Raw genomic sequence first — 26,209 nt, 5'->3', positions numbered from 1 at the left:
ATCCTCCAGGTCGCGCGGCGCCATCCGTACCGTGCCGCCGAGGCCGTCGGCGGTGGCGACCGTGGCGTCGCAGTCGGCGACCGCGAAGTACGGCAGCCACCGCGCGCCGGTCTCCGCCGGGTCAGAGGCCAAGGGGACCACACCGCCGAACATCGCGTCCACACCTCCGTCCTCCGGGTGTGTCATCGTGTACGACCCGCCGGGGAAGGCCATCACGGAGGTGCCCCAGCCGAAGACGGCGGCGTAGAAGGCCAGCGCGGCCTCCTGGTCGGGGGTGTACAGCTCCACCCAGACCAGGCTGCGGGTGCTGCCCGCCGTGTCGAGTCCCTTGTTGGCGCCGGGCTGCCAGATGCCGAAGGAGCATCCGGTGGGATCGGAGAAGATCGCCATCCGGCCGAGGTCGGCGACGTCCATCGGCGGGAGGTGGACCTGTCCGCCCGCACCGCGCACCGCGTCGGCCGTGGCATCGGCGTCCGGGGTCTGGAAGTAGACGTTCCAGGAGGGCGGGCCCTCGTCGGACGGGACGGTCATGGCGCCCGCCACGGTCCCCCCGTCGAGCTGGAACATCCCGTAGCCGCCCATCTCGGGGCCCGCCGTGCGGAAGGTCCAGCCGAGGACACCACCGTAGAAGCGCCGCGCACCCTCCAGATCGGGGGTGCCGAGGTCGAGCCAGTTGGGGGACCCGGTGACATAACGGGTGGTGAGCATGGTGTGCTCCTTCGTGCTGCGGTCCCGTCACCCTGTCGTTCCCGAGTCTGCTCCCGTTCCGGGGCGGACGCACCCGTAGCCCGGCGGGGCGCCGTCAGCACCGGTACGGCGGTACCGCCGGTACGCGCTGTCAGTGTCCCCGGTGGTCCCGTTCGCCCGGAGCGGCGGCGCCGGGGGCGGCGGGCGGGTGGTGCGGGTCGTAGCCGGGGATCGTGCCGTCCGGCTTGGCGACCAGCAGCAGGCCCGCCATGCCCAGGTCGGAGTGGCTCTGCACATGGCAGTGGTACATCCACGCCCCCGCGCCCACGCCCTCGCCCGCGATGACCTGGAAGCCGAAGGAGTCGGCCGGGCCGGTGATCTTGTTGTCGACCATCCGGCTGACGTCGGAGGGACCGGAGAGCAGACCGGTGCGGTTGTCGGCCCAGCGGTGACCGTGGACATGGAAGGTGTGGTAGTACTCGCCGTGCGTGATCATGACAATCTCGACCCGGTCACCGACGGTCATCCGGAAGTCGGGTCCCACCGGGCGGTTGTTGACGGTCATGTCGTTGAAGACGATGGTGAACTGCTTGTCGGGCAGCACATCGCCCGCCCGGCGCACCACCACCGGGCCGTAGAGGCCCCTGCGGATGCCGCCCGTGCCGTGGTCACCGCCGACGACATGGTCGTGGTAGTGCCAGTAGCCAGCGCTCCCCGGCCGCCAGGTGCCGTCGGCGCGGCGGCCCGGGGCGTGGGTGCGCCAGGTGTAGGTACGGGTGGCGCCGGGCTCGACATGGCTGCGGCTGAACCGGGTGCCGTCATTGGCGATGTCGTAGTCGACGCCGTGGACATGGAGGCTGACGGGCACGTCGAGGGTGTTCTCGAACGCGATATGGAGGGTGTCGCCCTCGGTCAGCTCGATCATCGGGCCGGGGATGGCGGCCCCGCCCTTCTCCAGCCCGTATCCCAGCTGTCCGTCGGGCAGCCGTTCCGCGTAGAGCCGCATATGGCGCACCCGGCCCCCGGCGGGCGCGGTGCGTACGGGCGCGGCCGTGGTGCTGGTTTCGGCCATCGCGCCGTCGGGACCCGCGCCGTCGGGGCCCGCGCTGGCGGTCCCGGCGGAGGCGAGCGAGAGGGCCGTGGTGGTGCCCGCGGCCACCGCTCCCCCGGCCAGCACCCTCCGATGGAAGCCTCGCCGGTCCATACCACTGTCCATACCGAACTCTCCGCTCTCGTCGGGAGATTGACGGGTCGGGGCGTTACGGGCCGCGTCAGCGCCGGGCCATACCGTAACCGGCCACCCCTTGTTTATCCACAGCAAGGACAAAGTTCGCCCTGTTCCGGTCGTAGCTCTTGGCGGACCGTCAAAAGACGTCTACTTTCCTGGGTCGTGTCTTCCTCGGCTGTTGTCGTGACCACAGAAGGTGGGTGACCTATGCAGCACACACCACGACGTCACAGGCCAAGACCGCGCGGGCGGGCCCTCGCCGCGCTCCTGGGGTCCGGAGCGCTCACCCTCTCCCTGCTCTCCGGTGCCGGTCCGGCCCAGGCCAGGACCGCCCCGGAACCGACCGCGCGCCCCCTCGCCCTCCCCTCACCGCCCGGTGGCCGAAACGTGCGGGTACTGGTCTTCCACGCCTCGGCCACCGCCGAGTCGCCGACCGTGGACGCCGGGATCGCGGCGATCGAGACCCTCGGACTGACCGGCCCCGCCCCGGGCCGGTTCAGCACCGAGGCCACCGACGATCCATCGGTCTTCACCGACGCCACCCGGCTGGGCCGGTACAACTCGGTGGTCTTCCTCACCGGGGGCGGCGATGTCCTCGACCCGGAACAGGAGGCCGGTCTTGAGGCGTATATGGAGGCCGGGGGCGGCTTCCTCGGCATCCATGACGCGGCGCGGACCGAACCGTACTCGGACTGGTTCACCGGGCTGGTCGGCGCCCGTCCCACCGGGGCCGCCAGCACGGTGCAACGGGCCGTGGTCGAGGTCGGCGACCGGGTCCACCCCGCCACCAAGTCCCTGCCGCTCCAGTGGAAGCGACCCGACCGGTGGTTCAACTGGGCGGTCAGCCCCTCCGGGAACGTCCACACCGTGGCCCGGGTGCGGGAGAGCTCCTACACCCCGCCCGCCGGGGCCAACGGCTGGGACCACCCCGTGTCCTGGTGCCGTGACTACGACGGCGGACGCTCCTTCTACACCGCCATGGGCGGCACCGCCGACACCTTCGCCGAGACCGACTTCCGCGACCATCTGCGCGGCGCGCTCGCCTGGACCAGCAGGCTCAGCCGGGCCGACTGCAAGGCCACCATCGCCTCCCACTACACCGCCGAGCGGGTCACCCGGCCCAACCAGCCCGGCCAGAACGACCAGATCGGCGAGCCGCACGGGCTCGTCATCGCCCCCGACGGCAAGGTCTTCTCCATCGGCCGCGGCGGCGCGGACTCCACCCGGCCCGTGGTCACCGACTGGAACCACCCCGACATCGGCAAGGGCCGGGGCGAGATCCATGTCTACGACCCGGCGACCCGGCAGGTCACCCTCGCGGGCTCGCTCACGGTCTTCGGGAACAAGGGCGGCGGGGACGAGCTGACCAAGAACGAGGAGGGGCTCCTCGGTATCGCGCTGGACCCCCGGTTCCTGACCAACGGCTGGGTCTACCTCCACTACACCCCGCACGAGCGGATCGACCGCACCGCCCGGACCGCCGAACGCCGTGTCTCCCGCCTCACCTACGACCACACCACCGGCAGACTGGACCCGGCCAGCGAGAAGGTGCTGCTGAGCTGGCCCGTACAGATCCACAGCTGCTGTCACGCGGGCGGCGGAATGGCCTGGGACTCGCGGGGCAATCTCTACATCGCCACCGGGGACAACAACTCCTCCGGCTTCGTCGGCGGCTACTCCGGCAACAACCCCCAGCCCACCTTCCAGGGCCGGGCCTTCGCCGACGCCCGCCGCACCTCCGGCAACACCAACAACCTCAACGGCAAGATCCTGCGGATCCGCCCGCAGCCGGACGGCACCTACACCCTCCCCGAGGGCAACCTCTTCACCGGCCGCGAACCCGACGAGGGCGGCGGCAAGACCCGGGGCGAGATCTATGTGATGGGCGTGCGCAACCCCGCGCGCATCTTCGTCGACACCACGACGGACATCCTGTACGCGGGCTGGGTCGGCCCGGACGCGGGCACCCCCTCGCCCGTCTGGGGCCCGGCCAAGTACGACACCTTCGCCGCCATCACCACGGCGGGCAACCACGGCTGGCCGTACTGCATGGGCAACAACCAGCCGTACCGGGACCGCAATCTGCCCGACCCCGGCAAGCCGCTGGGCTGGTACGACTGCGCCAAACCGAGGAACGAGTCCCCGTACAACGACGGACTGGTCAATGTCCCGCCCATCACCCCGAACACCATCTGGTACGCGCCGCAGGGCGGCGCCCCCGACTTCCCCCGCGACGCCGCCGGAGTGCCGAGCTACCAGCTGGACCAGCAGAAGCTGCTGCTGCCGTGGCTGCGCGGCGGCAGCCAGGCGACCATGAACGGGCCGGTCTACCGCCATGACCCCGCCAGCGCCTCGCCCGTCAAGTGGCCCGCCTACTGGGACGGCAAGTGGTTCATCGGCGACTTCTACGACAGCGGCGGCCAGCCCCGGCACGCCGTCCTCACCGACCCGAAGACCCTCGGCAGGGGCGGGCTCCCCGTCCACGCCGAATCCCTGAAGCGGATCGTCCCCACCGGCACCGCGGGCATCCGCAACCTCATGGACTGGCGGTTCGCGCCCGACGGCTCGCTCTACGTCCAGGACTACGGCGGCGGCTTCTTCACCTCCGACGCCCGCTCGGCGCTCTGGCGGATCACCTACACCGGCGGCGAGCCGACCCCGCCCGCCGGTCAGCTGGCCCGGAAGGCGGTGGCACGGTGACGCGCGCACGGCACACACACCGGAGGTCCGGCCTCATGACGGCGCTCGTCGCCGCCGTCGCGATGGTCACCGGGCTCCTCTCCCAGGCGGCGTACGGACGCGGGGAACCCGTCGGCGAGGAGCGCCCGGCGGTGGCCCAGACCCTGACCTGGACCGCCGGTGACCCCATCGACCGCTATCTCACCTTCCCCACCACGGCCGTCGCGGGCCGCACCACCCTCGTCTTCGAGAACAGCGCCGCCACCGGCAACACCACCGGGATGCCGCACAGCCTGACCTTCGACACCACCGACCCCGAGTACAACCACGATGTCCCGCTCAACATCCTCGCCAGCCCCACCGACGACCGGGGCGGCCGGTACACCGCCGAGGTCACCCTCACCCCCGGCCGCTACCGCTTCTTCTGCACCCTCCCCGGCCACGGCGCCATGCAGGGCATCCTCACCGTCACCGACGGCGGCGGCCAGGACACCGCGCCCCCGGCCACCGACGCCCGGGTGAGCGGGACACAGAACGCCGACGGCGCGTACGTGGGACAGGCGACCGTCACCCTCACCGCGACCGACGACGGCTCCGGCGTGGACCGGATCGAGTTCGCCACCGGCCCCGGCGCCCCCTGGCAGCCCTACACCACACCCGTCGTCGTCTCCACCGTCGGCGCGCACGCCCTGCGCTACCGCGCCACCGACCGGGCCGGGAACACGGCGGCCGAGAAGACCGCCTCCTTCCGGGTCGCGCCACCCCCCAGCGACGACACCACCCCGCCCCAGACCTCCGCGACCGTCGACGGCCGGCGGGACGGACAGGGCCGCTACCTCGACCAGGCCACCGTCACCGTGACCGCGTCCGACACCGGCTCCGGCGTCAACACCATCGAGTACGCCCTGGGCGCCGACGGCGCCTGGCAGCCCTACACCGCGCCCGTCGCGACCCACACCACGGGCACCCACACCCTCCGCTACCGCGCCACCGACCGGGCGGGCAACGCCTCCGCCGCCCAGGCGGTGACCTTCACCGTCGTCCCCACCCCGGCGCCCGACACGGAACCCCCGGTCACCGCCGCCGACATCACCGGAGCCCGCGACTCCGACGGCGCCTACCTCGGCGCCGCCACGGTCTCCATCGCCGCCACCGACACCGGCGGCTCCGGCGTCGCCCGGATCGAGTACTCCCTCGACGGCGGGCCCTACCTCGCCCACACCGCGCCGCTCATCGTCGACCGGACCGGCTTCCACACCGTGCTGCACCGCGCCACCGACCACGCGGGCAACACCTCCCAGGCCCACCGGGTCGGTTTCACCGTGGTACGCGGCGGCGGAGTGCCCGCGCCGCGCTGCCCCGAATGGGACGAACGGCTCACCGTCATCGTCGGCACCGCCGACAGCGGAGTGCCCAACCGGATGACCCGCTCCCGCTGCACCGTCAACGAACTCATCGAGGACGAGAAGGACTGGTCCTCGCACGCGCTCTTCCTCAAACACGTCGACGCGGTGCTCGACCGGCTGCTCACCGAAGGCGTCCTCGACGCCCGCGAACACCGCGTCGTCTACGCCGCCGCAAAACGCTCCGGCATCGGCAGGCCCGGCCAGAACACCGGCTACCGCGACCTCTTCGACGGCACCCAGGCGTCCTTCGAGCGCTGGCAGCACGTCGGCGGCGGCTCATTCGCGCTCACCGCCGACGGCTCGATGACCAGCGGCACCACCCGGGGCGGCCTCGGCATGCTCTGGTTCCCCTGGCAGCGGTACGGAGACTTCTCCCTCCGGCTCCAGTGGCGCGACGACGGCCCCGGCACCACCCACGCCAACAGCGGCGTCTTCGTCCGCTTCCCCCAGCCACACGACCACCCCGAGGAACCCCGCCCCGAATGGGTCGCCATCAAGTACGGCCATGAGATCCAGGTGCTGGACCGGCCCGACGGCGATATGTACAAGACCGGTTCCGTCTACGGCTTCGACCGGGTCGGACTCGGGCAGGCCGGAGTGACGCCGAAGGGGACGTGGAACGACTACGAGATCCGGGTGGTGGGGCAGAGCTACTCGGTGTACCGGAACGGGGTGCTGATCAACCAGTTCGAGAACGTGGGGGGTCAGGAGTTCGTGCCGCCGCGGGCGGATGATCCGGGGTCGGACGGGCGTCGCTACGCGACGGGGTTCCTGGGCCTCCAGGTCCATGGCACATCCGACGTCATCTCCTACCGCCATATCCGTATCCAGCGCCTCTAGCCCCCACGGGCCGGGCCCCTCCCTTCCGTGGGGCCCGGACCCCCCACCACCGTTTGTGGGCAACGGTGGTGGGGATCTGGGCCTCACCACCGCTTGTGGGCACGCCGTTCCGCGCGGCGGAACGGGGGGGCACAAGCCCACGACCTGGGTAACCGGGCCCCACTCGCCCCGCCCCGGCGAGGCCGTGCCCTCGCACCTGGGCGCGACCCACGGGGTACGGGCACAAGGTGCGGCCCTCAGCGGGATCCGGTGCGCGGTGGCGCGGACCGTTGCGGGTTAGGCCGGGTACGGGGCTGGGCGATGGGAACACCTGCCCGGCAGGGGGTTCCCGTGTGCCCACCCGTTCCGCCCAGCGGAACGGCCTGCCCACAACGGGCGGGAACCCGCCTGCCCACAACGCGGGGGTCCGGTTAGTGCGCGGGGCGGGCGCGGGAGGGTTGGACGCGTTTGGGTTCGCCCGGCATCTTGGGGTACTCCGGCGGGTACGGCAGGTCGCCGAGCCCGTGCTCGGCCTCGTCCCGCGCCGCCACCTCCAGCAGCGCCTCCAGCCCGTACCGCCGCTCGTCCATCCCCGCGTGCACATCCCCCACCTCCGCGTACCGCCCCGGCATCGTCACGATGTCGAAGTCCTCCGGCACCGCGTCGTCGATCTCCTCCCACCGCAGCGGCGCCGACACGGGCGCGTGCGGCCTGGGCCGTACCGAGTAGGCGGAGGCGATGGTGCGGTCCCGCGCGGTCTGGTTGTAGTCGACGAAGATCCGCTCCCCGCGTTCCTCCTTCCACCATTTGATGGTCACCCGGTCGGGCATCCGCCGTTCCAGCAGCCGCCCGCAGGCGATGGCGCAGCGGCGCACCTGGGTGAAGGTCCAGCGCGGTTCGATGGGGACGAAGACATGGAGCCCGCGTCCGCCGGAGGTCTTGGGCCAGCCGCGCATCCCGAGCCCGACGAGGATGTCGCGGAGTTCGTGGGCGGCGCGTACGGCGTCGGTGTAGTCGGTGCCGGGCTGCGGGTCGAGGTCGAGGCGGAGTTCGTCGGGCCGGTCGGTGTCGTCCCTCCGTACCGGCCAGGGGTGGAAGGTGACGGCGCCGAGGTTGGCCGCCCACACCACGGCGGCGGGTTCGGTGGGGCACAGTTCGTCGGCGGAGCGGCCGCTGGGGAAGGTGATGTGGGCGGTGGGGATCCAGTCGGGGAGGTTCTTCGGCGCCCGTTTCTGGAAGAAGGACTCGCCGGTCACCCCGTCGGGGTAGCGCTCCAGGGTGGTGGGCCGGTCCCGGAGGGCGCGGGTGATGCCGTCGCCGACGGCGAGGTAGTAGCGGACCATGTCCAGCTTGGTGTAGCCGTGCTCGGGAAAGTAGACCTTGTCCGGGTTGGAGACCCGTACGGTCCGCTCCCCCACCTCCAGTTCCACCGCCTTGGCCGCCATGGGCGCCAGCGTATGCCGTGCCGACATTCACCGCATACCGGACACTGTCCTCATGGATCTGCCCGTGATGCCCCCGGTGAAGCCGATGCTCGCGAAGGCCGTGAAGACGATTCCGCCGGGGATGCAGTACGAGGCGAAATGGGACGGCTTCCGGGCGATCGTCCATCGCGACGGCGCCGAGCTGGTCCTCGGCTCGCGTACCGGCAAGCCGCTGACCCGCTACTTCCCGGAGGTCGCGGCCGATCTGCTGGAGCAGTTGCCGCCGCGCTGTGTCCTGGACGGCGAGATCGTCATCGCCCGTGAGGGGCGGCTCGACTTCGACCGGCTGAGTGAGCGGATCCATCCGGCCGCCTCCCGGGTGCGGACCCTCGCCGAGCGCACCCCCGCCTCCTTCATCGCCTTCGATCTGCTGGCGCTCGGGGACGAGTCCTGGCTGGACACCCCGCTCGCCGAGCGGCGGGCGCGGCTGACCGAGGTGCTCGCCGGGGCCCGGCCCCGGCTCCATCTGGCGCCCGCGACGACCGATGTGGAACGGGCCCAGCGGTGGTTCGAACGGTACGAGGGCGCCGGGCTCGACGGGATCGTGGCCAAGCCGCTGGATCTGCGCTACCGGCCGGACCAGCGGCTGATGTTCAAGATCAAGCACGAGCGGACGGCGGACGTGGTGGTCGCCGGGTACCGGCCGCACAAGAGCGGACCGGTCGTCGGTTCGCTGCTGCTGGGGCTGTTCGACGCGGCGGGGGCGCTCCAGCATGTCGGGGTGTGCGCCGCCTTCCCCATGAAGCGGCGCGCGGAGCTGATCGATGAGCTGGAGCCGCTGCGGATGGACCCGGCGACCGGGCATCCGTGGGCGGCCTGGGCCGAGGAGGCCGCCCACGCCGGGGCGCGGCTGCCGGGGGCGCCGAGCCGCTGGACGGGGACCAAGGATCTGTCCTGGGTGGCGCTGCGCCCCGAGCGGGTCGCCGAGGTGGCCTATGACCATATGGAGGGCGACCGCTTCCGGCACACCGCGCGCTTCCGCCGCTGGCGGCCCGACCGTACTCCGGAGAGCTGCACCTACGCCCAGTTGGACGAGCCGGTGCGCTATGACCTCGCGGAGGTGCTCTCCGGCTCCGGCGACTGACCGCTCGCCGACCCCGAGGGGGTGGGCGTGGGAGTCGGTGACGGGGTCGGGGTCGGGGTCGGGGTCGGCGTGGGAGTCGGTGTGGGTGACGGGGTCGGCGTGGGAGTGGGCGTAGGGGTCGGGGTGGGGCTCGGGGTGCCGGATGGCTGCGAGGGCGACGGGGACGGCGACGGCGTGGGAGATCCCGACGGTGAGGGCGAGGGCGACGGCGGAGACGGGGACGGCGACGGGGGTCGCGTCGGTGCGGGAGACGGTGTCGGTGTCGGTGTCGGTGTCGGTGTCGGTGTCGGTGTCGGCCGGGGCCCGACGTCGATCCCACCGCCGTCTCCGCCGGTCCCGCCCGTTCCCGGGCCCACCGGCCGCGTCGGCGGGCGGCCGCCACCGGGGCCGGGGCTGCCGGGCAGCACCCCCGTACCGTCGGGCACGGAGTGCGCGCCCCGGAGGTAGAAGGAGAACCAGACGCGGACCGTCCGCAGATAGGCGTCCGAGCGGTTGTAGCTGAGGATCGCCCGGTCCAGATCGGCGCCCCGGGTCAGATCGCGGTCGCCCGCGCAGAGATAGCGGGCCGCGGCGAGCGCCGCGTCATGGATGTTGTGGGGGTCGCGGCGGCCGTCGCCGTTGGCGTCCTGGCCCCAGCCGGCCCAGGTGGAGGGGATGAACTGCATCGGGCCCACGGCCCGGTCGAACACGGTGTCGCCGTCGAGCGCCCCGCCGTCGGTGTCGGTGATCCGGGCGAAGCCCCGGCCGTCGAGGACCGGGCCGAGGATGGGGGCGCGGGTGGTGCCGTTCCGGTCCACCCGGCCGCCGCGCGCCTGGCCCGACTCCACCTTGCCGATGGCGGCGAGCAGCTCCCAGCGCAGCCCGCAGCCCGGGTCGGTGCGCCGGACGACGGCCTCGGCTCCCCGGTAGGCCGCCAGTACGGAGGCGGGCACACCGCCGAGCGCCGAGCCACCGCCCAGATAGCGCCCGGCGTCCGGTGCGGGTGCCGGTGCCGGGCGCTGGGCCGGGGTGGGCGGCACGGCCGGTGGGCTGGCCAGCGGTGGCAGCTCGGTGTGGTAGACGTCGTCGTACGGCTGCTCGGCGGGCCGTTCCCGCGCCACGGCGGTCGTGCGCGGCTCGCTGGTCGCTCGCGGGGACGGCGGTACGAGGGAGGGCGCGGCCGATCCGGTCAGCGCGGCCATCGCGCAGACGACGGCGACCGCCCCGGCCACCCTCGGCCGGGCGCTCTCGGTCCGGGCCGGGCGGGCGCCCCGGATCCGGGCCCTCATGAGCCCTGTCCCAGGGTGTCGAGGGCGCCGATCCGCCAGGTGGCTCCCTTGCGCACCGCGTCCACGGCGAGCAGGGCACCCGCGTAGGTGGTCTCCTGCTTGCCCGCGGTACGGGTGTTGCTCTGGTCCGCGTAGACCAGGATCCGGGCCCGGTCGCCGTCGATCAGCTCGACCCCGCTGTGGGTGACCGTGGTGGTGAGCACCAGCTTCTGCCCGGGCCCCTGGGCCCGGACGGTGGCCAGCAGCGCCCGGTGCTGGGCCACGGCGGCGCCGGTGAGATGGGTTGTGGCGGCGGTGTCCAGGGCGGCGGGCTTGGCGAAGTCGTAGGAGAAGACGGCCTCGACCGCGCGGGTGATCTGTCCCTTCAGTTCGCTGGTGCGGGCCACGTCGGTCAGGGCGGTGTTCCGTACGGAGGGCCGCTCGCGCAGTTCGGCGGCGCGCGCTCCGGCGTAGACGGCGAAGCCGCCGAGCAGGACGACCGCGACGCCGAGCCCGGCGACGAGCCGCCGGGAACGGAGGCGGGCGAGCGGTCCCCGGGATGTCCGGGTACCGGACGCGGTGTCGGTCTCCGTGGCGGGTGCGGTGGCTGATCCGGTGTCGGGTGCGGTGGCGGATGAGGTGGCGGATGCCGTCCCGGTCTCCGTGGCGGGTGCGGTGGCTGATCCGGTGTCGGGTGCGGTGGCGGGTGCCGTCCCGGTCTCCGTGTCCGCCTCCGTCTCCGTCTCGGGGGCAGCGGCGTTGTCCGTGCCCGCGCGCCGAGCCGCCGTCGGCGCCTGGGCCGGTGGTGGCGGACTCTCCTCCGTCGCCACGGAAGACGCGTCAGTGTCGGGTGGCACGGGCGGCGCGCTGTCGGGGTGGGTCTCCCGGGTGCCCGGCGCGGGGGCCGCCGTCCGGGTGAGACGGCGCTGGCGGTTGATCAGATGACGGGTCGTCGACATATGCCGGTCCTCTCGCTTCTCACTCGGCCGGGGAGTCGCCGACGGGGGCCTGTCCCAGCGCGCTGAGCTTCCAGCCCGTGTCCGTGCGGGTCAGCTCGCCGAGGAGACGGCTCTCCTTGGGCACCGGCTTTCCCTGGGTCGCGTTCGCCGCGCCCGCCGCTTTCATCGGCGTCACCGTGATCCGTACCGCCACCAGCACACTCGCCTTGCCCGCCCGTTCGTCCAGCTCGGTCACCGCGCCGGAGAGCACCCGGGCGCTGGTGACGGTTCCGGCCCGGCCGATCTGCCGCTCGAACTGGGCCCGGCCCTGGGTGAGCTGGTCCCGCAGCGATCCGGTGGTGGAGTCGACCCAGGTGTCGAGGTCGCGCCGCATGGTGCGGTGGTCCAGGGTGTTGAGGTTGAGCACGGCCTGCTCGCCCGCCGCGAGGACCTCGTCGCGTTCGATCGCGTAGGCCGAGGAGTCGTCGTGGGCCGCCGTGTACCAGGACCAGCCGCCCCAGCCCGCGCATCCGGCCGCGAGGACCGTCAGCGCGAGCGCCGTGGCCGTCAGCGGGTTGATCCGTACCGTCCGTGCCATGGAACTGTGTCCTCCGCTATCGGGAAGCGATGTCGGTGATCCGCCAGCGCCCGTCGTGCCGGGCGGCGGTGAGGGAGAGCTGGGCGGCGGTGGTGGAGGGCTTCGCGCCCGCGCGTTCGGCGACCTGGTCGAGGAAGAGCAGCACCCGGGCCTCACCGTCGGACAGCTCCCGCACCCCGACCCGGACGACATGGGTGGTGAGGGTGAGGCGCTGCTCGCCCGTGCGGCGCTCCACCTGGCCGAACAGTTCCTCGTACTGCCGGGCCGCCTTGCCCGCGAGTACCTCGCGCGCCGCCGCGCGGGTGGCGTCCAGGCTGGTGGGGGCGTAGGAGAAGATCCGGGTGACGGCGTCGGTCAGCTCGTCGGCGACGCGGGTGGTGGCCCCGGTGTCGGTGAGCGCCCGGTTACGTGCGGAGGGGGTGTCCCGGAGCTGCTCGGCGCGGACCAGCAGCCCGCCGCCGCCCAGCAGCAGCACCAGCAGCGCCAGCCAGACGACCGGGACCCTCCGGCTCCGTACTCCCGTCTCCCCCGGCATCGTGACGGGCCCGGGCTCCGGGCCGGTGGCGGTCACCGGCCACCGACCGGGACGGCGGTGAGGGCCTGGACCTTCCAGCCCCCGTCGGTGCGGGCCAGGGTGGCCTCCAGTCGTTTGCGGTCGGTGCCGGGCGTGCCCTTCGCGGGCGCGAGGGTGAGGGTGACGGTCGCGATGAGCTGGGCGGTCCCGGCGCGGGTGTCGAGCGCGGTCAGGGCCGCGTCGGTGACGGTGGCCGTGGCGGTGGCGGTGGCGGGTCCGGTCTTCTGACGGCCGAGCTCCTCCCTCAGTTCCCCGGTGGCGGAGGCGAGCCAGCGCTGGCGGGAGGTGTCGGGGGCGGTGGCGTCGAAGCTGCTCAGCCGGGCGAGATGGGTACGGCCGTCGCTCAGCGCCCGGTCCCGGGCGGCGGAGTAGGCGAGCGACTCGTCGTTCACCGCGCCGGTGTAGGACCATCCGGCGTATCCGCACAGGAGCGCGGCGAGGGCGGCGGCGAGCCACGGCAGCGGGATCCGGCGGAGCGGTCGGCGCGGGACGGTCGTGCCGGCCGCCCCCGCATCCGTAGCCGTATCCGTAGCCGTATCCGGCGTCGTCATGGTCATCGGGATCCCCCCACTCCCAGCAGTCCGGCCATCCCCGGGGCCTTCCCCGGCAGTGACGGCAGGGAGAGCTTCCCCGGCCGCACCGGGTCGGGCACCGGGCCGCCCCGGGGAGCATTGCCGGAACCACGGACGTTGATGCCGCTGCGCGCCGGTTCCGCGCAGCGCGCCGCGGTGTTGAGCGGTGGCGCGGCCGAGAGATCGGTTCCGTCCCGTCTGATCGTGCCCTCATAGCCCCGGCGGCACGGCATCGGATCGTGGAAGGTCAGCGCGATCCCGAAGCGGGCCGACTTGTTGGTGACGGCGGTGGCCCCGGCGGAGGCCAGCGCGGGCAGCTTCACCAGCAGTTCGTTCATGGCGCCCTGGCGGGTGACGGCCACCATGGAGGTGGTCAGCAGATTGGCGACGACCGCGCCGAGACCCGGTTCCAGCTCCCGCAGTACGGCGCTGACCTGGGCCGCCGCCTCCGGTGCCGCGGCGATCAGCCGCCGTAGGTCGGCGTCGGAGCCCTTGAGCGCCCCGGCCAGCTCCCGGGCCCCGCTGGCGAAGTCCCGTAGCGCCCGGCCCTGTTCGGCCTGGGTGCGCAGCACCGTTTCGCCGTCGATCATCAGCCGGGTGGTGGCGGGCAGCGCCCGGTCGGCGGCGCGGACGAAGGCGTCCCCGTTGTCGATCAGGGCCTGGAGGTCCTTGCCGCGCCCCTCGAAGGCGGCGCCGAACTCGTCCACGACCGTCCGCAGGGACTCCAGGTCGATGCTGGAGGCCAGCGAGTCCACGCTGGTGAGGACGTCGGTGACGGGCGCCGGGACCCGGGTCTCGGTCTGCTCGATGACCGTGCCGTCGCGCAGATGGGGGCCGGTGTCCCCGCGCGGCCGCAGATCGATGTACTGCTCGCCCACGGCGGAGAGGCTGGCGACCACGGCCTCCAGGTCGGCGGGGATCCTCGGCGCCGAGTTCTGGATCCGCAGCTCGGCGACGACCCCCTCCTCGGTGAGGTCGATGGGGCCGACCCGGCCGACGGAAACACCCCGGTAGGTGACGTTGGAGTGGGTGAAGAGCCCTCCGGTTCGGGGGAGGTGGACGGAGACCGTGTAGTGGTCCCGCAGTCCGACATGGTGGCCGAGATCGGCGTAGCGGACGCCGACGAAGCCGAGCACGAGGACGGAGATCACCAGGAAGGCGATGTTCTTCAGCCGGATGGCGAGGGTGATCACCGGCCGCTCCCCTCGGGGGTGATGACGGCCGGGAGGGGCAGCGGGGGCGTGGCTCCCCTCCCGGCCGTCCGCTCGGAGGACGGCGGTACGGAACCGGGCGCCGGCGGCGACCCGGTGGCCGCCTTCGGGGTCAGCGCCGGGATGATCCGGGTCCCCGGCACCGCCGTCAGGTCCTGGAACGCGTTCAGATAGTCGCTGCCCTTGACGCCCTTGAGCACCTCGTCCGTGAACGGGTAGGTGAGCAGCACCTGGAGCGAGTCCGGCAGCGCCCGGCCGGAGTCCGCCAGCGCCTTGAGGGTCGGCGCGAGCGCCTTGAGGTCGGCGATGGTGTCCTCCTTGCCGCGCCTGATGGTGTCGACGGCGACGGTGGAGAGGGTGTCGAGGGAGCGGAGCATCGTCAGCAGGGAGCCGCGCTGCTGTTCCAGGACCTTCAGCCCGGGGCTGAGCCTGGTGAGGGCCCGGTCGAGCTGGTGCTCCCGGGCGGCGAGGACGGCGGAGAGGCGGTTGACGCCGTCGAGGGCGGCGGTGATGTCGGCCTTGTTGGCGTCGAGGCTGCCGACCAGGGTGTCCAGCCGCTTGAGCAGCGAGGCGATCTGGGGTTCCCGGCCGCCGACGGCCTTGTTCAGCTCGGTGGCGATGGTCTTGATCTGGGCCAGACCGCCGCCGTTGAGCAGCAGGGAGAGCGCGCCGAACACCTCCTCGACCTCCGGGTTGCGGTTGGTGCGGGCGGCGGGGATCACGGCGCCGTCGGCGAGCCGCCCGCCGGTGCTCCGGGCGGGCGGGGCGAGCTGGACGTACTTCTCGCCCAGCAGGCTGGACTGTTCGAGCCGGGCGTGGGCGTCGGCGGGCAGCCGGACCCCGCCGTTGAGCCGCATGGTGACCCGGGCCGACCAGTCGCCCGGGGAGAGCCGTATCTCGGTCACCCGGCCGACGGCGACATCGTTGACCTTGACCGCCGACTGCGGCACCAGGCTGAGGACATCGGCGAACTCGGCGGTGATCTCATACGGATGGTCGCCGAGGTCCGCTCCGCCGGGCAGCGGCAGTTCCTCGATGCCGGAGAACCCGGTGCTCTCGGCGAGGGAGCAGCCGGAGAGCGCGAGGGCGCACAGGAGCGCGAGGGCGGCTGCCCCGCGGGTCCGGCCCGCCGGGCGCCCCTGCCCTGCCGTACGACGGTTCATCGCGCACCCCCCTTGCCCGAGCCGCCGCGCGGACGGCGGGCCGTACACCGTTTCGTCCGCCGGTTCATCGCGCACCACCCTTCCCCGAGCCGCCGCGCGGACGGCGGGCCGTACACCGTTTCGTCCGCCGGTTCATCGCGCACCACCCTTCCCCGAGCCGCCGCGCGGCGTCCCGTACACCGTTCCGACCGCCGGCAGCGGCAGCCCCGGCAGGGCCCGCCGGCGGTCCGGGTCGGCGGGGGCGAGACCGGCCGTCTTCGACGGTCCGGCGGGAAGGGTCTCGGGGAGGTAGGCGCGGCCGTCGAGGGTGCGGTGGACCGGGTTGTAGGCGGCCAGCGCGTTCCCGGCGGCCAGGCCCGCGCTGTCCATGGCCTCGGCGAGGGAGGCGCGCTGCTTCACCAGGGTCTGGGTGAGCGGCAGCAGCGCGTCCACGTTCTTCTTCAGCGCTCCCCGGTGCTCCTGGAGGAACTCCTTCACGGTGGCGAGGGCCGTGCCCAGTTCCCTCAGCGCGCCGGAGAGGTTCTCCTTGTCCTCGGCGAGGAAGCCGGTCACGTCGGCGAGCCGCTGCTGGGTGCGGGCCACGGTGGAGTCGTTCTCCTTGAGCATGGTGGTGAAGGACTGGAGGTACTCCAGCGTGGCGAAGAGGTCGGAGCTGGACCTGTCCAGCGTTCTGGCGGCCTTGCCGAAGGCGCCGATGGAGTCGCCGAGCGCTTTCCCGTTGCCCTTGAGGTTCTCGGCGCCGGTACGGATGAGCCCGTCCAGCGCGCCCCGGGCGCCCGCGCCCTCCGGGCCGAGCGCGGTGGACAGTTCGGTGATCGACTCGTAGAGCTGGTCGACCTCCAGCGGCATGGCGTTGCGCGCGGCGGGCAGGACCGCGCCCGCGCGCAGCCGTTCGCCTCCGGTGTAGGCGGGGGCGAGCTGGATGTAGCGGTCGGCGACGACGCTAGGGGCGACGACGACCGCGCGGGCGTTGGCGGGCACGGCGATGTCCTCGTCCAGCAGCAGTTCCACCCGCACCTGGTCGCCGACAGGGGTCACTTCGCCGACGGTGCCGACCCGGACGCCGAGGATCCGCAGGTCCGAGCCCTCGTAGACACCGGTGGTCCGGGTGAAGTAGGCGGTGACGCGGGTGGTGTCCGCGTCCCGCAGCGCGAGGGTCCCGGAGGCCCCGGCGGTGGCGACGAGGGCGAGGGCGAGGGTCAGTCCGGCGGCCCGTTTGAGGTTCATCGCACGCCTCCGGGGACGGGCTTGCACTGCGGGCTGGGCGGGGCTCCGGGCGTCACGTATCCGGGCGGCACCAGTCCGCACAGATAGACGTCGAACCAGCGCCCGTTGCCGACGAGGTTGCCGAGCAGCCGGTAGTAGGGTCCGGCCAGCGCCAGCGTGCGGTCCAGGTGCGCGCGGTTGCGTACCAGGACATCGGTGACCTTGCCCAGTTCGGTGAGGGTGGGCCCGAGTTGGCGGCGGTTGTCCTCGACCAGTCCGCCGAGCTGTTCGCCCAGCTCCCGGGCGCCGGTCAGCAGGGCGTGGATGGCGTCGCGGCGCGCCTGGAGCTCGCCGAGCAGCACTCCGCCGTCCTCCAGCAGGGTCTCGACGCCGCCGCGCTTGTCGGCGAGGGTGCGGGTGAGCCGTTTGCTGCCCGCCAGCAGTTCGGCGAGTTGCGCGTCCCGTTCGGAGACCACCCGGGAGAGCGCGGAGAGCCCGGTGACGGCGGTGCGGACATCGGGCGCGGAGTTGCCGAAGGTCTCCGAGATGGCCTCGAAGCTCTCCGCCAGCCGACCGGTGTCGATCTTCTGGATGGTCTCGCCGAGGCCGGTGAACGCCTGGGTGACGTCGTACGGGGAGGTGGTGCGGGCGGCGGGGATGGTCCGGGAGGGGTCCTGACGGCCGGTGCCCAGCGGGTCCAGCGCCAGGTACTTCTCCCCGAGCAGGGTCTTGATGGCGATGGCGGCGGTCGAGGAGTCACCGACCCAGGCGTCCTCGACGCTGAACCGGACCCGCACCCGGGCGCCGGTCAGCCGTACGGAGCTGACCTGGCCGACCTTGACCCCGGCGATCCGGACCTCGTCGCCCTCATCGAGCCCGGCGGCCTCGGTGAAGTCGGCGGAGTAGGTGGTGCCGTCGGCGAAGGTGTCGGCCCGGTAGGCGAGGGTGCCGAGCAGGGCGAGCAGCACCAGCCCGACGACGGCGACGGCGACCGGGTTGCGTTCGCGGATGGGCGTGGACCAGGGGCGCCCGGCGGCTTCGCGGGTGGTCATCGGCGGCACCTCGGGTGGTCGTTGACGACCCCGCGCGGCGGCTCGCTGCCGTCGGAGGTGGTGACCCCGGTGACCGTCGCGGCGCAGAAGTAGAGGTTGAACCAGGAGCCGTAGGAGCCGAGCCGGGCGATGGTCTCCATCTTCTCCGGTGTGGTGCGCAGGAACCGTTCGACGGCGGGGCGGCCGTCGTCGAGCTGCCCGGCGAGCCGCCCGAGCTGGCGGATGTCCTCCTTGAGCGGGGCGCGGCCCTCCTGGAGCAGATCGGCCGTGACGGTGGTCAGATCGCCCATGGCGGTGATGGCCTCCCCGAGCGGCTTACGGTCCTGGGCGAACCCGCTCACCATCCGCTGGAGGGTGTCGATCAGCTCGGTGAAGCCGTCCTCGCGGTCGTTGACGGTCTTCAGGACGGTGGTGAGGTTGGCGATGACCTCGCCGATGACCCGGTCCTTGGCGGCGACGGTGGTGGTGAGGGAGCCGACATGGCGGATCAGGCTCTCGACGGTGCCGCCGTCGCCCTGGAGCACCTGGACGATGGAGGTGGCCAGTTCGTTGATCTCCTTCGGCGAGAGCCCCTCGAAGAGCGGCTGGAAGCCGTTGAAGAGCTGGGTGAGGTCGAGCGCGGGGCGGGTGCGCTCCCGGGGGATGGTGTCCCCGGCGGCCAGGAAGCGGCCCACGGGCCCGCTGCCCCGGTCGAGGTCGACATAGCGCTGGCCGACCATGTTCAGGTACTTGACGGACGCGGTCGCCGACAGCGGCAGCGCACGCCCCTCGGCCACGCTGAAGCGGACCTCCGCCTCGCGCCGCCCGGCCACCTCGATCGACTCGACCTGGCCGACCTTGACCCCGGCGATCCGGACGCTGTCGCCCGGGACCAGCCCGGTGACATCGGAGAACCGGGCCCGGTACGAGGTGGCCTCGCCGACACCGGTGTTGGCGATGGAGAGCGCGAGGACGGTGGTGGCCAGCGCGGTGACCACCACGAAGACCAGCGATTTCACCAGCGGCGCGGTGAGGCTGCGGCGCTTCACCTCAGTCTCACCTCCGCGCCCCGGTAGACCGGCCCGGTCAGCACGGTGGACCAGTCGGGGAGCTGTCCGGGCTCCTTCTTCAGCTCGGCCGCCATCAACTCGTTGACCAGGCCGTTCTCCTGGGGTGAGTTGGGCAGGCCGAGTCCGGCGCTGGTGAAGGCGGCGGGCGCGGGCCTGCCGTTGTAGGGCACGGAGTAGCAGTGGGGGCCGCCGGTGCCCCGGTAGGCCGGGGTGTCCTTGCCCGGCAGGTACTTGCCGCGCGGCGGCACGGTGGTGATCTTCACATGGAGTCCGGGTCGGTCGGTGCCCTTGCCGAGCGCCTTGTCCATCGCCGGGACGAAACCGGCGAGGGTGCGCAGGGTGCAGGGGAAGGAGGCGGAGCGCCGGGCGAGCAGTTCCAGGGTGGGCCTGCTGACCTGGGCGAGCCGGATCAGATGGGGGCTGTGGGCGCGCAGGAACGCGGTCAGGTCCCGGGCGGTGCCGGTCGCGGTGGAGTACAGGGTGGCGAGGTCGGCCTGTTCGTCCGCGAGGGTGCCGCTGGTGGTGGTGAAGTCGGTGAGGGCGGTGAGGATGTCGGGGGCGGCGTCCCCGTAGACGCGGCTGACCTCGACGAGCTTGCTGATGTCCCGGTTGAGTACGGGAAGGTGCGGGTTGAGCCGCTGGAGGTGCTCCTCCAGGGTGGCCAGGGTCTCCCCGAGCCGCTCGCCCCGCCCCTGGAGGGCCTGGGAGACGGCGGTCAGGGTCGCGGCGAGCTTCTGCGGCTGCACGGCGGTCAGCAGCGGCAGCACATTGCCGAGCACCTGCTCCAGCTCGATGGCGTTGTGGGAGCGGTCCCGGGGGATGGTGTCCCCGGCCTTGAGGGTGCGGGGAGAGGGGTTCACCGCAGGCGGTACGAGGGCGACGAAGCGCTCTCCGAAGAGCGTGGTCGGCAGGGTCTGGGCGGTCACGTCGGCGGGGATCCAGCGCAGCCGGTCGGGCCGGATGGCGAGGGTGAGCCGGGCGCCGTCACCCCGGGAGTCGATGGAGCGCACCTGGCCGACCACGACCCCGCGCACCTTCACCTCGGCGTTGGGGTGGAGTTCGTTGCCCGCGGTGCCCGCGAGGACGGTCACGGTGACATCGTCGCTGAAGTCCTTCTCGTACACCGAGACCGACAGCCACACCAGCAGCACCGGCACCAGGAGGAAGGCGACTCCGGCGAGTCGTCGGCGTGCGGTCACCCGGTTCATCCGGCCACCTTCACCGTCGTGGTCGCGCCCCAGATGGCGAGCGACAGGAAGAAGTCGGTGACGCTGATCAGCACGATCGCGTTGCGGACGGAGCGTCCGACGGCGACACCGACCCCGGCGGGGCCGCCCTGGGCGCGGAAGCCGTAGTAGCAGTGGGCGAGGATCACCATCACGCTGAAGATCAGCACCTTGAGGATGGACAGCAGGACATCGGCCGGGGAGAGGAAGAGGTTGAAGTAGTGGTCGTAGGTGCCCGCGGACTGCCCGTTGATGTAGAGGGTGATCCAGCGGGAGGCCACATAGGAGCTGAGCAGGCCGATCGCGTACAGCGGGATGATGGCGACGACCCCGGCGATGATCCGGGTGGTGACCAGGTACGGCATCGACCGCACCCCCATCGCCTCCAGCGCGTCGACCTCCTCGTTGATCCGCATCGCGCCGAGCTGGGCGGTGAACCCGGCGCCGACGGTGGCGGAGAGGGCGAGCCCGGCGACCAGGGGCGCGATCTCCCGGGTGTTGAAGTAGGCGGAGATGAAGCCGGTGAAGGCGGAGGTGCCGATCTGGTTGAGCGCGGCGTACCCCTGGAGACCGACGACGGTGCCGGTGAACAGGGTCATGCCGATCATCACGCCGATGGTGCCGCCGATGACGCCGAGACCGCCGCTGCCGAAGGCGACCTCGGCGAGGAGCCGCTGGATCTCCTTCGTATAGCGGCGCAGGGTCTTGGGGATCCACAGCAGCGCGCGGGCGTAGAAGGCGAGATGGTCGCCGGAGCGGTCGAGCCAGCCGAGGAGGGACACGCTCAGCCCCCCTTCGGCGGGACGATCTGAAGGTAGATCGCCGTGAGGACCATGTTCACGAAGAACAGCAGAAGGAAGGTGATGACGACGGACTGGTTGACCGCGTCACCCACGCCCTTGGGGCCGCCCCGGGGGTTGAGACCCCGGTAGGCGGCGACGACACCCGCGATAAAGCCGAAGATCAGCGCCTTGAACTCGCTGATGTACAGGTCGGGGAGCTGGGCGAGGGCGGAGAAGCTGGCGAGATAGGCGCCGGGGGTGCCGTTCTGCATGATGACGTTGAAGAAGTAGCCGCCGAGGGTGCCGACGACCGAGACCATCCCGTTGAGCAGCACCGCCACCGACATGGTGGCCAGCACCCGGGGCACCACCAGACGCTGGATCGGGGAGACGCCCATGACCTCCATGGCGTCCAGCTCCTCGCGGATCTTGCGCGAGCCGAGGTCGGCGCAGATCGCCGAGCCGCCCGCGCCCGCGATCAGCAGCGCCACGATCAGCGGGCTGGCCTGCTGGATCACGGCGAGGACACTGGCGCCGCCGGTGAAGGACTGGGCGCCGAGCTGCTGGGTGAGCGAGCCGACCTGGAGGGCGATCACCGCGCCGAAGGGGATGGAGACCAGCGCGGCCGGGAGGATGGTGACGCTGGCGATGAACCAGAACTGCTCGACGAACTCCCGCAGCTGGAAGGGGCGGCGGAAGATCGCCCGCAGGACGGTGAGGGCGAGCGCGAAGAGCTGACCGGTCTGGCGCAGGGGCGCGAGCGCCTTGAGCGGCGGGCGGACCGGCGCTTCGCTGTGGGGCGGCGCGCCCGGTCCGTGGCCTGGCCCCGGGCCTGATCCTGGCCCCGGTCCGTGGCCTGATCCCGGTCCGGGTCCTGGTCCCGGGCCTGATCCTGGTCCCGGGCCTGATCCTGGTCCCGGGCCTGATCCTGATCGCGGTCCCGACACCTGCATCGGCACCGGATCTGCGGACGCGGTGGACGGTTGCGCCGCCTCCCGCGCCGGGCGGTCCGGGTGATCCGGGCGGTCCGGGTGCCCCGGGACCGGGCCGTGCGGTCCCCCCGTACCGCTCATCCCGGCATCACGTCCCCCGCCGCCGCGTAGCTGCGCAGGATCGCGGCGCGCGCCACCTCCGGCAGCTGGTCCAGCATCCGCAGCACCCGGTCCTGACGGCGGCGCACGGCCCGGCGCTCGGGCAGTCCGGGCGAGGGTTCGAGCTGCGGCACCAGCGGCCGGGGCGCCGGGGGCGGGGTGTCGGCCAGCCCCTCGCGGGCGAGGGTGGCCGCGTCCTTCTCCTCCGACATCCCGATCGGTCCCTCGCGGCGCCCGCCGAGGAACTGGGCGACCACGGGCTCATCGCTGGTCAGCAGCACCTCCCGGGGCCCGAAGGTCACCAGCTCCCGGCGGAAGAGCATCCCCATGTTGTCGGGCACGGTGGCGGCGATGTCGAGATTGTGGGTGACGATCAGCATCGTCGCGTCGATCTGGGCGTTGAGGTCGATCAGCAGCTGGGAGAGATAGGCGGTGCGCACCGGGTCGAGCCCGGAGTCCGGCTCGTCACAGAGGATGATCTGGGGGTCGAGGACCAGCGCGCGGGCGAGCCCGGCGCGTTTGCGCATCCCGCCGGAGATCTCACCGGGGAGCTTGCCCTCGGCGCCGACCAGACCCACCATCTCCATCCGCTCCATGACGGTGCGGCGGATCTCCGTCTCCTTCTTGCGGGTGTGCTCACGCAGGGGGAAGGCGATGTTGTCGAAGAGGTTCATGGAGCCGAAGAGGGCACCGTCCTGGAACATCAGGCCGAAGAGCTTGCGGGTCTCGTAGATGTCGCGCTCGGGGCTGCTGACCATGTCGACCCCGTTGATGAGGACCCGTCCGCGCTCGGGCTTGAGAAGCCCGATGATCGACTTCAGGAAGACGGTCTTGCCCGTCCCGGAGGGCCCCAGCATCACGCTGACCTCTCCCGCCGGCAGGGTCAGGCTCACGTCCTGCCAGATGTTCTGCTTGCCGAAGGACTTCGTCAGACCGTCGACGACGACCTCGATGCCCATCTCACCTCCTGCGTGCTGTGTGGTGCGGACCGGCCGCCCCGCCGCACGGGCGGCTAGGGCGGCCGGGGTCGTCAGGGACGGACGGCGGAGTGCCAGTACTCGGCGAGGACCTTGCCGTTGTCCGGCTTGACCAGGCCGGGAGCGGTCAGGCCCGCGCTGTAGGTGGAGGCGTTGTTCAGCACCAGGTTGTTGGCACCGGCCGGAGCGGGCAGTCCGACCTTGGCGTCGATGGCACCGTTGAGGATCCCGAGCAGACCGCAGCCGTTGGCCCGGGGCACCGCGAAGCCGCTGTCGCCCTGGGTGTTGCCGGTGAGGGCGAAGCGGAGCATCGCGCCCTCGGTGGCGTTGGGGGTGCCGTCGCCGTCGAAGCGCTGGATGGCGAGGGCGGGCTGGGTGGTGTTCTGCGGCTTGAGCACGATCGGGTCGGCGGCCGAGCCGATGTAGCAGCCGCCCCCGAGGAAGGGGTTCTGGAGCCGGATCCGCACCGGCAGGGTCACGATCGGCTTCCCGGTGGAGAGCCCGGCGCCGAGATGGAAGTTGGTCGGCGCCCCGGCCGACTCCACGGTGGCGGTGACCCGGTTGAGGCTGTTGTCGGTGAGGAGCTTGCAGATATCGCTGATGACGGGGATGTTGCCGGGACAGGCGATGCCCAGGAGTCCGCCGGGGATCTCGGTCGGCGCGCCGATGATCGCCCCGCCCTTCGGCGGGATGACGGTGAAGGTGCCCTCCTGGGTGTTCTGCACCACCCCGAACTGGAGATCGTTGGCCCCGGTGTGGGCGCTGGTCTTGCCCAGCTTGATGGAGCCGCCGGGGGACTGGGAGGAGACACAGGTGGCGACCAGGTCCTGACCGTCGGCGGCCAGCATGGCCGGGTCCTTGACCGGACAGCGGTTGAAGGGACCCCAGTGGCCGTTGAGCTTGACGGGCGCCGTGCGCGCGGCGGCGGGCGCGGCACTGGTGGCGTCCGCGGGGGACGCGGTGCTCGCGGGGGCGGTGGCGAGCGGGACCGCCACGGCGGTCGCGGTGAGCGCGCCGAGGACGGCGGCACGGGCGCGGGTTCGCCGGGATCCGGGACGGGATCCGCTCGGGGGGAACACTCTCATCGTCTGCCTGGGTCCTTTCGGTGCTGAGGAGCGCTGCGGAGTGCGGGCGCCGGGACGCGCCCGGCGGTGGCGCGGACGCGACGGCGGTACGGCGGTGATCGAGCGGTACGAGCGGTACGAGCGGCGGTACGGAAGCGGGTGGCGCGCACGGCGTCGGGCGGACCCGGAGCCGTACGGGAGCGAGACGGGCGGCGCACACGGTCAGGTGGTTCGGCTGACTCCACGGGGGACGGGGCAAAGGACGGGAATGCGGTGCGGGCGGATGGTGCGGCCCCGGTGGCGGGGCGTCAGCGTTCCGGCTTGGGGACCTTCACCGGCTGGCGGTCGGGTGTGCAGTACAGGGGGTCGGGCTCGGGCACTCCGGGGGCACAGGGCGCGCCCTGCACCTGCTTGATGTAGTTGCCGGGTCCGGAGACGGCGGAGCTGAGGATGGGGTCGAGGTCCTCTCCCCCGACCCCGCACCCGGTGAAGGGCGGGATGGTCACGGCGCCGGTGAGAATCCCCCCGGTCACCAGCTGGTAGCCGTCACCGGGTCCCTTGAGCACTCCCTTCATGACCACATGCCGACGGGTCTGGGCCGGGTCGGGGTCCGCGGAGTACAGCGGCCCGCTGGTGCGGCAGTTGGGTCCGACCTCCAGCGGTGTCCCGTTGACCTCGACGTCGTAGAGCCGGATCGTCAGCGGCACCCGGATCAGGGTCTCCCCGGTGTACTTGGCCAGCAGGATGTCCGAGTCGACGGTCATCGGCCCGGTCTGGCGGATCTCCATGGTGGCGGTGGTCGGCATGAAGCCGTACGTCAGGAAGGTGGCGCGGGCCGGGGGCATCACGGGCTCGCCCCGGTAGTCCAGCTCACCGGTGGCGTGCTGGAGCAGATGCAGCCCGTCGGGTTTGGGCTGCAACTTCTTCCAGACGTCGACGAGTTGGGTGCAGGCGACGGGGACCTCGGCGGCGGCGCCGAGCTTGCTGACATTGGAGTAGCCGGTGACATAGGCGGCCAGCGCCAGCGGGTTGGCGGCGTTCCCGACACATGTCGGCGGCCGGGCGGCGGCGCGCGCGGCACCCGCGCGGCCGGGCGGTGACACATCGAGCCCGTCCGGATCGCCGGGCGCGTCCGGGTCTCCGGGATCACCGGGTCCGGTGGTGGGCTCCGAGGGGCCCGGTGACGGGGAGGTGTCCTCGTCGCCCTGGATGGCGATGGTGGCGAGCGCGGTGTCCTGCCCCTTCCCGGGGGCGCAGCTCAGCGCCAGGAGGCGCGGTTCCCCGGCGGCGGGGTCGGCCGGGCCGGTCGGCGCGGAGGTCGGGGCGGGTCCGGGATCCGCCGACGGCGTGGAGGCGGCGGCCGGTGCGGAGGCCGATGGCGCCGCGGGGCCGTCTGGCTCTCCCGGTGGGCTGGGCTGGCCCGTCGGCGGGGCTTCCACCCGGGCACTGAGGTCGACGGCGAGCGCTCCGGCGCTGAGCGCGAGGGTGCCGCTGGAGCCCGCCGTGACGGTGGGGACCAGCCCGCTCGCGGTGAGGGTCAGCTCCCCGGTGGCGGGCACGGGGACGGACGGTGCGACGGTGCCCTCCCACTCCGCCGTGGCGGTGTGCTCCTCCTGGGCGAGGCCGACGGTGAGCCGGGTGGCACCGCCGACGTCGGTGACGCCGTCCCCCAGGAGCGCGGTGAGCGCGGCCCGCGCGGCGTCGGTGAAGGTGAGGGCGGTGGTGACGTCCTCGGGCTGGACCGGTTCCCCGACCCGGGCACCGGTGGGCACGGTGGCGGTGATCCGTACGGCCGCCCGCACCGTGGCGTCGCCGGTCGCCCCGCCGCCGCTCTTCCCGGCGGGAAGGGCACAGGCGTAGGCGAGTTCGGCGGTGGCGGTCCGCTCGGTGTCGGCGGCCCGCGCGCCGGGGATCACCCCGGCCACCAGCACCGCGACCCCGGCGACCGCGCCGCGTACGGTCGTACGGGAACGGGCGCCTCGCGTACGGCGCTGCTCCATCCCCTGGGCTCCCTTCACTCGGACGGCGGGTCGTATGGCGGGGGCCCGGGCCCCCGCCATACGACCCCCGTT

Annotated in this window: 22 protein-coding genes; 3 read left to right on the top strand and 19 right to left on the bottom strand. The window is 72.7% G+C overall.

Annotation, left to right across the window (positions count from 1 at the left end):
- On the bottom strand, window positions 1-708 hold a 708-nt coding region (locus ACFVIM_RS15155; RefSeq protein ID WP_384301236.1), incomplete at its 3' end, for a VOC family protein.
- Window positions 709-838: 130 nt separating this feature from the next.
- Window positions 839-1,891, bottom strand: coding sequence for a multicopper oxidase domain-containing protein (locus tag ACFVIM_RS15150; RefSeq protein WP_384301238.1), 1,053 nt, complete (start codon window positions 1,889-1,891; stop codon window positions 839-841).
- 231 nt (window positions 1,892-2,122) lie between these two features.
- On the opposite strand from ACFVIM_RS15150, the gene ACFVIM_RS15145 reads away from it, so the two are divergent.
- Complete coding sequence (locus ACFVIM_RS15145) at window positions 2,123-4,615, top strand: ThuA domain-containing protein (protein ID WP_384301235.1); 2,493 nt, start codon at window positions 2,123-2,125, stop codon at window positions 4,613-4,615.
- A 35-nt stretch (window positions 4,616-4,650) separates the two neighbouring features.
- A complete protein-coding gene (locus ACFVIM_RS15140) occupies window positions 4,651-6,840 on the top strand; it encodes an OmpL47-type beta-barrel domain-containing protein (RefSeq protein ID WP_384301234.1) in 2,190 nt (729 codons plus the stop codon).
- 410 nt (window positions 6,841-7,250) lie between these two features.
- On the opposite strand, the gene ligD is transcribed toward ACFVIM_RS15140, so the two are convergent.
- Entirely contained in the window at window positions 7,251-8,264 is a 1,014-nt protein-coding gene (gene ligD, locus ACFVIM_RS15135; protein ID WP_384301232.1) for a non-homologous end-joining DNA ligase, read from the bottom strand.
- A 52-nt stretch (window positions 8,265-8,316) separates the two neighbouring features.
- Here ligD and ACFVIM_RS15130 point away from each other — a divergent pair, with 52 nt between their 5' ends.
- Window positions 8,317-9,387, top strand: coding sequence for an ATP-dependent DNA ligase (locus ACFVIM_RS15130; protein ID WP_384301231.1), 1,071 nt, complete (start codon window positions 8,317-8,319; stop codon window positions 9,385-9,387).
- Here ACFVIM_RS15130 and ACFVIM_RS15125 read toward each other — a convergent pair.
- The 16 genes from ACFVIM_RS15125 to ACFVIM_RS15050 all read right to left on the bottom strand — a co-directional run bounded on the left by ACFVIM_RS15125 (window position 9,348) and on the right by ACFVIM_RS15050 (window position 26,137).
- Window positions 9,348-10,655, bottom strand: coding sequence for a lytic transglycosylase domain-containing protein (locus ACFVIM_RS15125; RefSeq protein ID WP_384301230.1), 1,308 nt, complete (start codon window positions 10,653-10,655; stop codon window positions 9,348-9,350). The two genes, ACFVIM_RS15130 and ACFVIM_RS15125, sit on opposite strands and share 40 nt — an antisense overlap.
- Window positions 10,652-11,593, bottom strand: a complete 942-nt coding sequence (locus tag ACFVIM_RS15120) for a hypothetical protein (protein ID WP_384301228.1) — start codon at window positions 11,591-11,593, stop codon at window positions 10,652-10,654. Before ACFVIM_RS15120 ends, ACFVIM_RS15125 begins: the two co-directional genes overlap by 4 nt.
- Before the next feature lie 19 nt (window positions 11,594-11,612).
- On the bottom strand, window positions 11,613-12,170 hold the full coding sequence (locus ACFVIM_RS15115) for a hypothetical protein (protein ID WP_384301227.1): 558 nt from the start codon (window positions 12,168-12,170) through the stop codon (window positions 11,613-11,615).
- 16 nt (window positions 12,171-12,186) lie between these two features.
- Window positions 12,187-12,741, bottom strand: a complete 555-nt coding sequence (locus ACFVIM_RS15110) for a hypothetical protein (RefSeq protein ID WP_384301226.1) — start codon at window positions 12,739-12,741, stop codon at window positions 12,187-12,189.
- A complete protein-coding gene (locus ACFVIM_RS15105; protein WP_384301225.1) occupies window positions 12,738-13,295 on the bottom strand; it encodes a hypothetical protein in 558 nt (185 codons plus the stop codon). The genes ACFVIM_RS15110 and ACFVIM_RS15105 overlap by 4 nt, the downstream gene beginning before the upstream one ends.
- A 2-nt stretch (window positions 13,296-13,297) precedes the next feature.
- Window positions 13,298-14,509, bottom strand: a complete 1,212-nt coding sequence (locus ACFVIM_RS15100) for an MCE family protein (RefSeq protein WP_384301223.1) — start codon at window positions 14,507-14,509, stop codon at window positions 13,298-13,300.
- A complete protein-coding gene (locus tag ACFVIM_RS15095; protein ID WP_384301222.1) occupies window positions 14,506-15,690 on the bottom strand; it encodes an MCE family protein in 1,185 nt (394 codons plus the stop codon). Before ACFVIM_RS15095 ends, ACFVIM_RS15100 begins: the two co-directional genes overlap by 4 nt.
- Before the next feature lie 132 nt (window positions 15,691-15,822).
- Window positions 15,823-16,917: an MCE family protein gene (locus ACFVIM_RS15090; RefSeq protein ID WP_384301221.1), complete on the bottom strand. Its 1,095-nt coding sequence runs from the start codon at window positions 16,915-16,917 to the stop codon at window positions 15,823-15,825.
- Window positions 16,914-17,948, bottom strand: a complete 1,035-nt coding sequence (locus ACFVIM_RS15085; RefSeq protein ID WP_384301219.1) for an MCE family protein — start codon at window positions 17,946-17,948, stop codon at window positions 16,914-16,916. The genes ACFVIM_RS15090 and ACFVIM_RS15085 overlap by 4 nt, the downstream gene beginning before the upstream one ends.
- Window positions 17,945-18,976, bottom strand: coding sequence for an MCE family protein (locus tag ACFVIM_RS15080; RefSeq protein WP_384301218.1), 1,032 nt, complete (start codon window positions 18,974-18,976; stop codon window positions 17,945-17,947). The genes ACFVIM_RS15085 and ACFVIM_RS15080 overlap by 4 nt, the downstream gene beginning before the upstream one ends.
- Entirely contained in the window at window positions 18,973-20,205 is a 1,233-nt protein-coding gene (locus tag ACFVIM_RS15075; protein WP_384301216.1) for an MCE family protein, read from the bottom strand. Before ACFVIM_RS15075 ends, ACFVIM_RS15080 begins: the two co-directional genes overlap by 4 nt.
- Window positions 20,202-21,005 carry an MlaE family ABC transporter permease gene (locus ACFVIM_RS15070; protein WP_384301215.1) on the bottom strand — a complete coding sequence of 268 codons (804 nt, stop codon included), beginning with the start codon at window positions 21,003-21,005 and terminating at the stop codon, window positions 20,202-20,204. The genes ACFVIM_RS15075 and ACFVIM_RS15070 overlap by 4 nt, the downstream gene beginning before the upstream one ends.
- Before the next feature lie 2 nt (window positions 21,006-21,007).
- A complete protein-coding gene (locus tag ACFVIM_RS15065; RefSeq protein WP_384301213.1) occupies window positions 21,008-21,964 on the bottom strand; it encodes an MlaE family ABC transporter permease in 957 nt (318 codons plus the stop codon).
- 110 nt (window positions 21,965-22,074) lie between these two features.
- Window positions 22,075-23,055: an ABC transporter ATP-binding protein gene (locus tag ACFVIM_RS15060; RefSeq protein WP_384301212.1), complete on the bottom strand. Its 981-nt coding sequence runs from the start codon at window positions 23,053-23,055 to the stop codon at window positions 22,075-22,077.
- Window positions 23,056-23,126: 71 nt separating this feature from the next.
- The gene (locus ACFVIM_RS15055) at window positions 23,127-24,158 is read right to left on the bottom strand and encodes a hypothetical protein (protein WP_384301211.1); all 1,032 of its coding nucleotides are present in this window, start codon (window positions 24,156-24,158) and stop codon (window positions 23,127-23,129) included.
- A 287-nt stretch (window positions 24,159-24,445) separates the two neighbouring features.
- Window positions 24,446-26,137, bottom strand: coding sequence for a DUF6801 domain-containing protein (locus tag ACFVIM_RS15050; protein ID WP_384301209.1), 1,692 nt, complete (start codon window positions 26,135-26,137; stop codon window positions 24,446-24,448).
- Between the last annotated feature and the right edge of the window lie 72 nt (window positions 26,138-26,209).

The sequence above is a fragment of the Streptomyces sp. NPDC057638 genome (genome assembly GCF_042800315.1).
Classification (GTDB): Bacteria; Actinomycetota; Actinomycetes; order Streptomycetales; family Streptomycetaceae; genus Streptomyces.
This window is presented reverse-complemented; position numbering and strand designations above follow the sequence as displayed.

Coding starts and splice junctions, on each gene's coding strand:
- ACFVIM_RS15140 (WP_384301234.1), top strand. CDS start 4,651: ATGACGGCGCTCGTCGCCGCCGTCGCGATGGTCACCGGGCTCCTCTCC.
- ACFVIM_RS15145 (WP_384301235.1), top strand. CDS start 2,123: ATGCAGCACACACCACGACGTCACAGGCCAAGACCGCGCGGGCGGGCC.
- ACFVIM_RS15055 (WP_384301211.1), bottom strand. CDS start 24,158: ATGAGAGTGTTCCCCCCGAGCGGATCCCGTCCCGGATCCCGGCGAACC.
- ACFVIM_RS15050 (WP_384301209.1), bottom strand. CDS start 26,137: ATGGAGCAGCGCCGTACGCGAGGCGCCCGTTCCCGTACGACCGTACGC.
- ACFVIM_RS15090 (WP_384301221.1), bottom strand. CDS start 16,917: ATGAACCTCAAACGGGCCGCCGGACTGACCCTCGCCCTCGCCCTCGTC.
- ACFVIM_RS15125 (WP_384301230.1), bottom strand. CDS start 10,655: ATGAGGGCCCGGATCCGGGGCGCCCGCCCGGCCCGGACCGAGAGCGCC.
- ACFVIM_RS15130 (WP_384301231.1), top strand. CDS start 8,317: ATGGATCTGCCCGTGATGCCCCCGGTGAAGCCGATGCTCGCGAAGGCC.
- ACFVIM_RS15120 (WP_384301228.1), bottom strand. CDS start 11,593: ATGTCGACGACCCGTCATCTGATCAACCGCCAGCGCCGTCTCACCCGG.
- ACFVIM_RS15095 (WP_384301222.1), bottom strand. CDS start 15,690: ATGAACCGTCGTACGGCAGGGCAGGGGCGCCCGGCGGGCCGGACCCGC.
- ACFVIM_RS15105 (WP_384301225.1), bottom strand. CDS start 13,295: ATGACGACGCCGGATACGGCTACGGATACGGCTACGGATGCGGGGGCG.
- ACFVIM_RS15150 (WP_384301238.1), bottom strand. CDS start 1,891: ATGGACCGGCGAGGCTTCCATCGGAGGGTGCTGGCCGGGGGAGCGGTG.
- ACFVIM_RS15060 (WP_384301212.1), bottom strand. CDS start 23,055: ATGGGCATCGAGGTCGTCGTCGACGGTCTGACGAAGTCCTTCGGCAAG.
- ACFVIM_RS15085 (WP_384301219.1), bottom strand. CDS start 17,948: ATGACCACCCGCGAAGCCGCCGGGCGCCCCTGGTCCACGCCCATCCGC.
- ACFVIM_RS15115 (WP_384301227.1), bottom strand. CDS start 12,170: ATGGCACGGACGGTACGGATCAACCCGCTGACGGCCACGGCGCTCGCG.
- ACFVIM_RS15075 (WP_384301216.1), bottom strand. CDS start 20,205: ATGAACCGGGTGACCGCACGCCGACGACTCGCCGGAGTCGCCTTCCTC.
- ligD (WP_384301232.1), bottom strand. CDS start 8,264: ATGGCGGCCAAGGCGGTGGAACTGGAGGTGGGGGAGCGGACCGTACGG.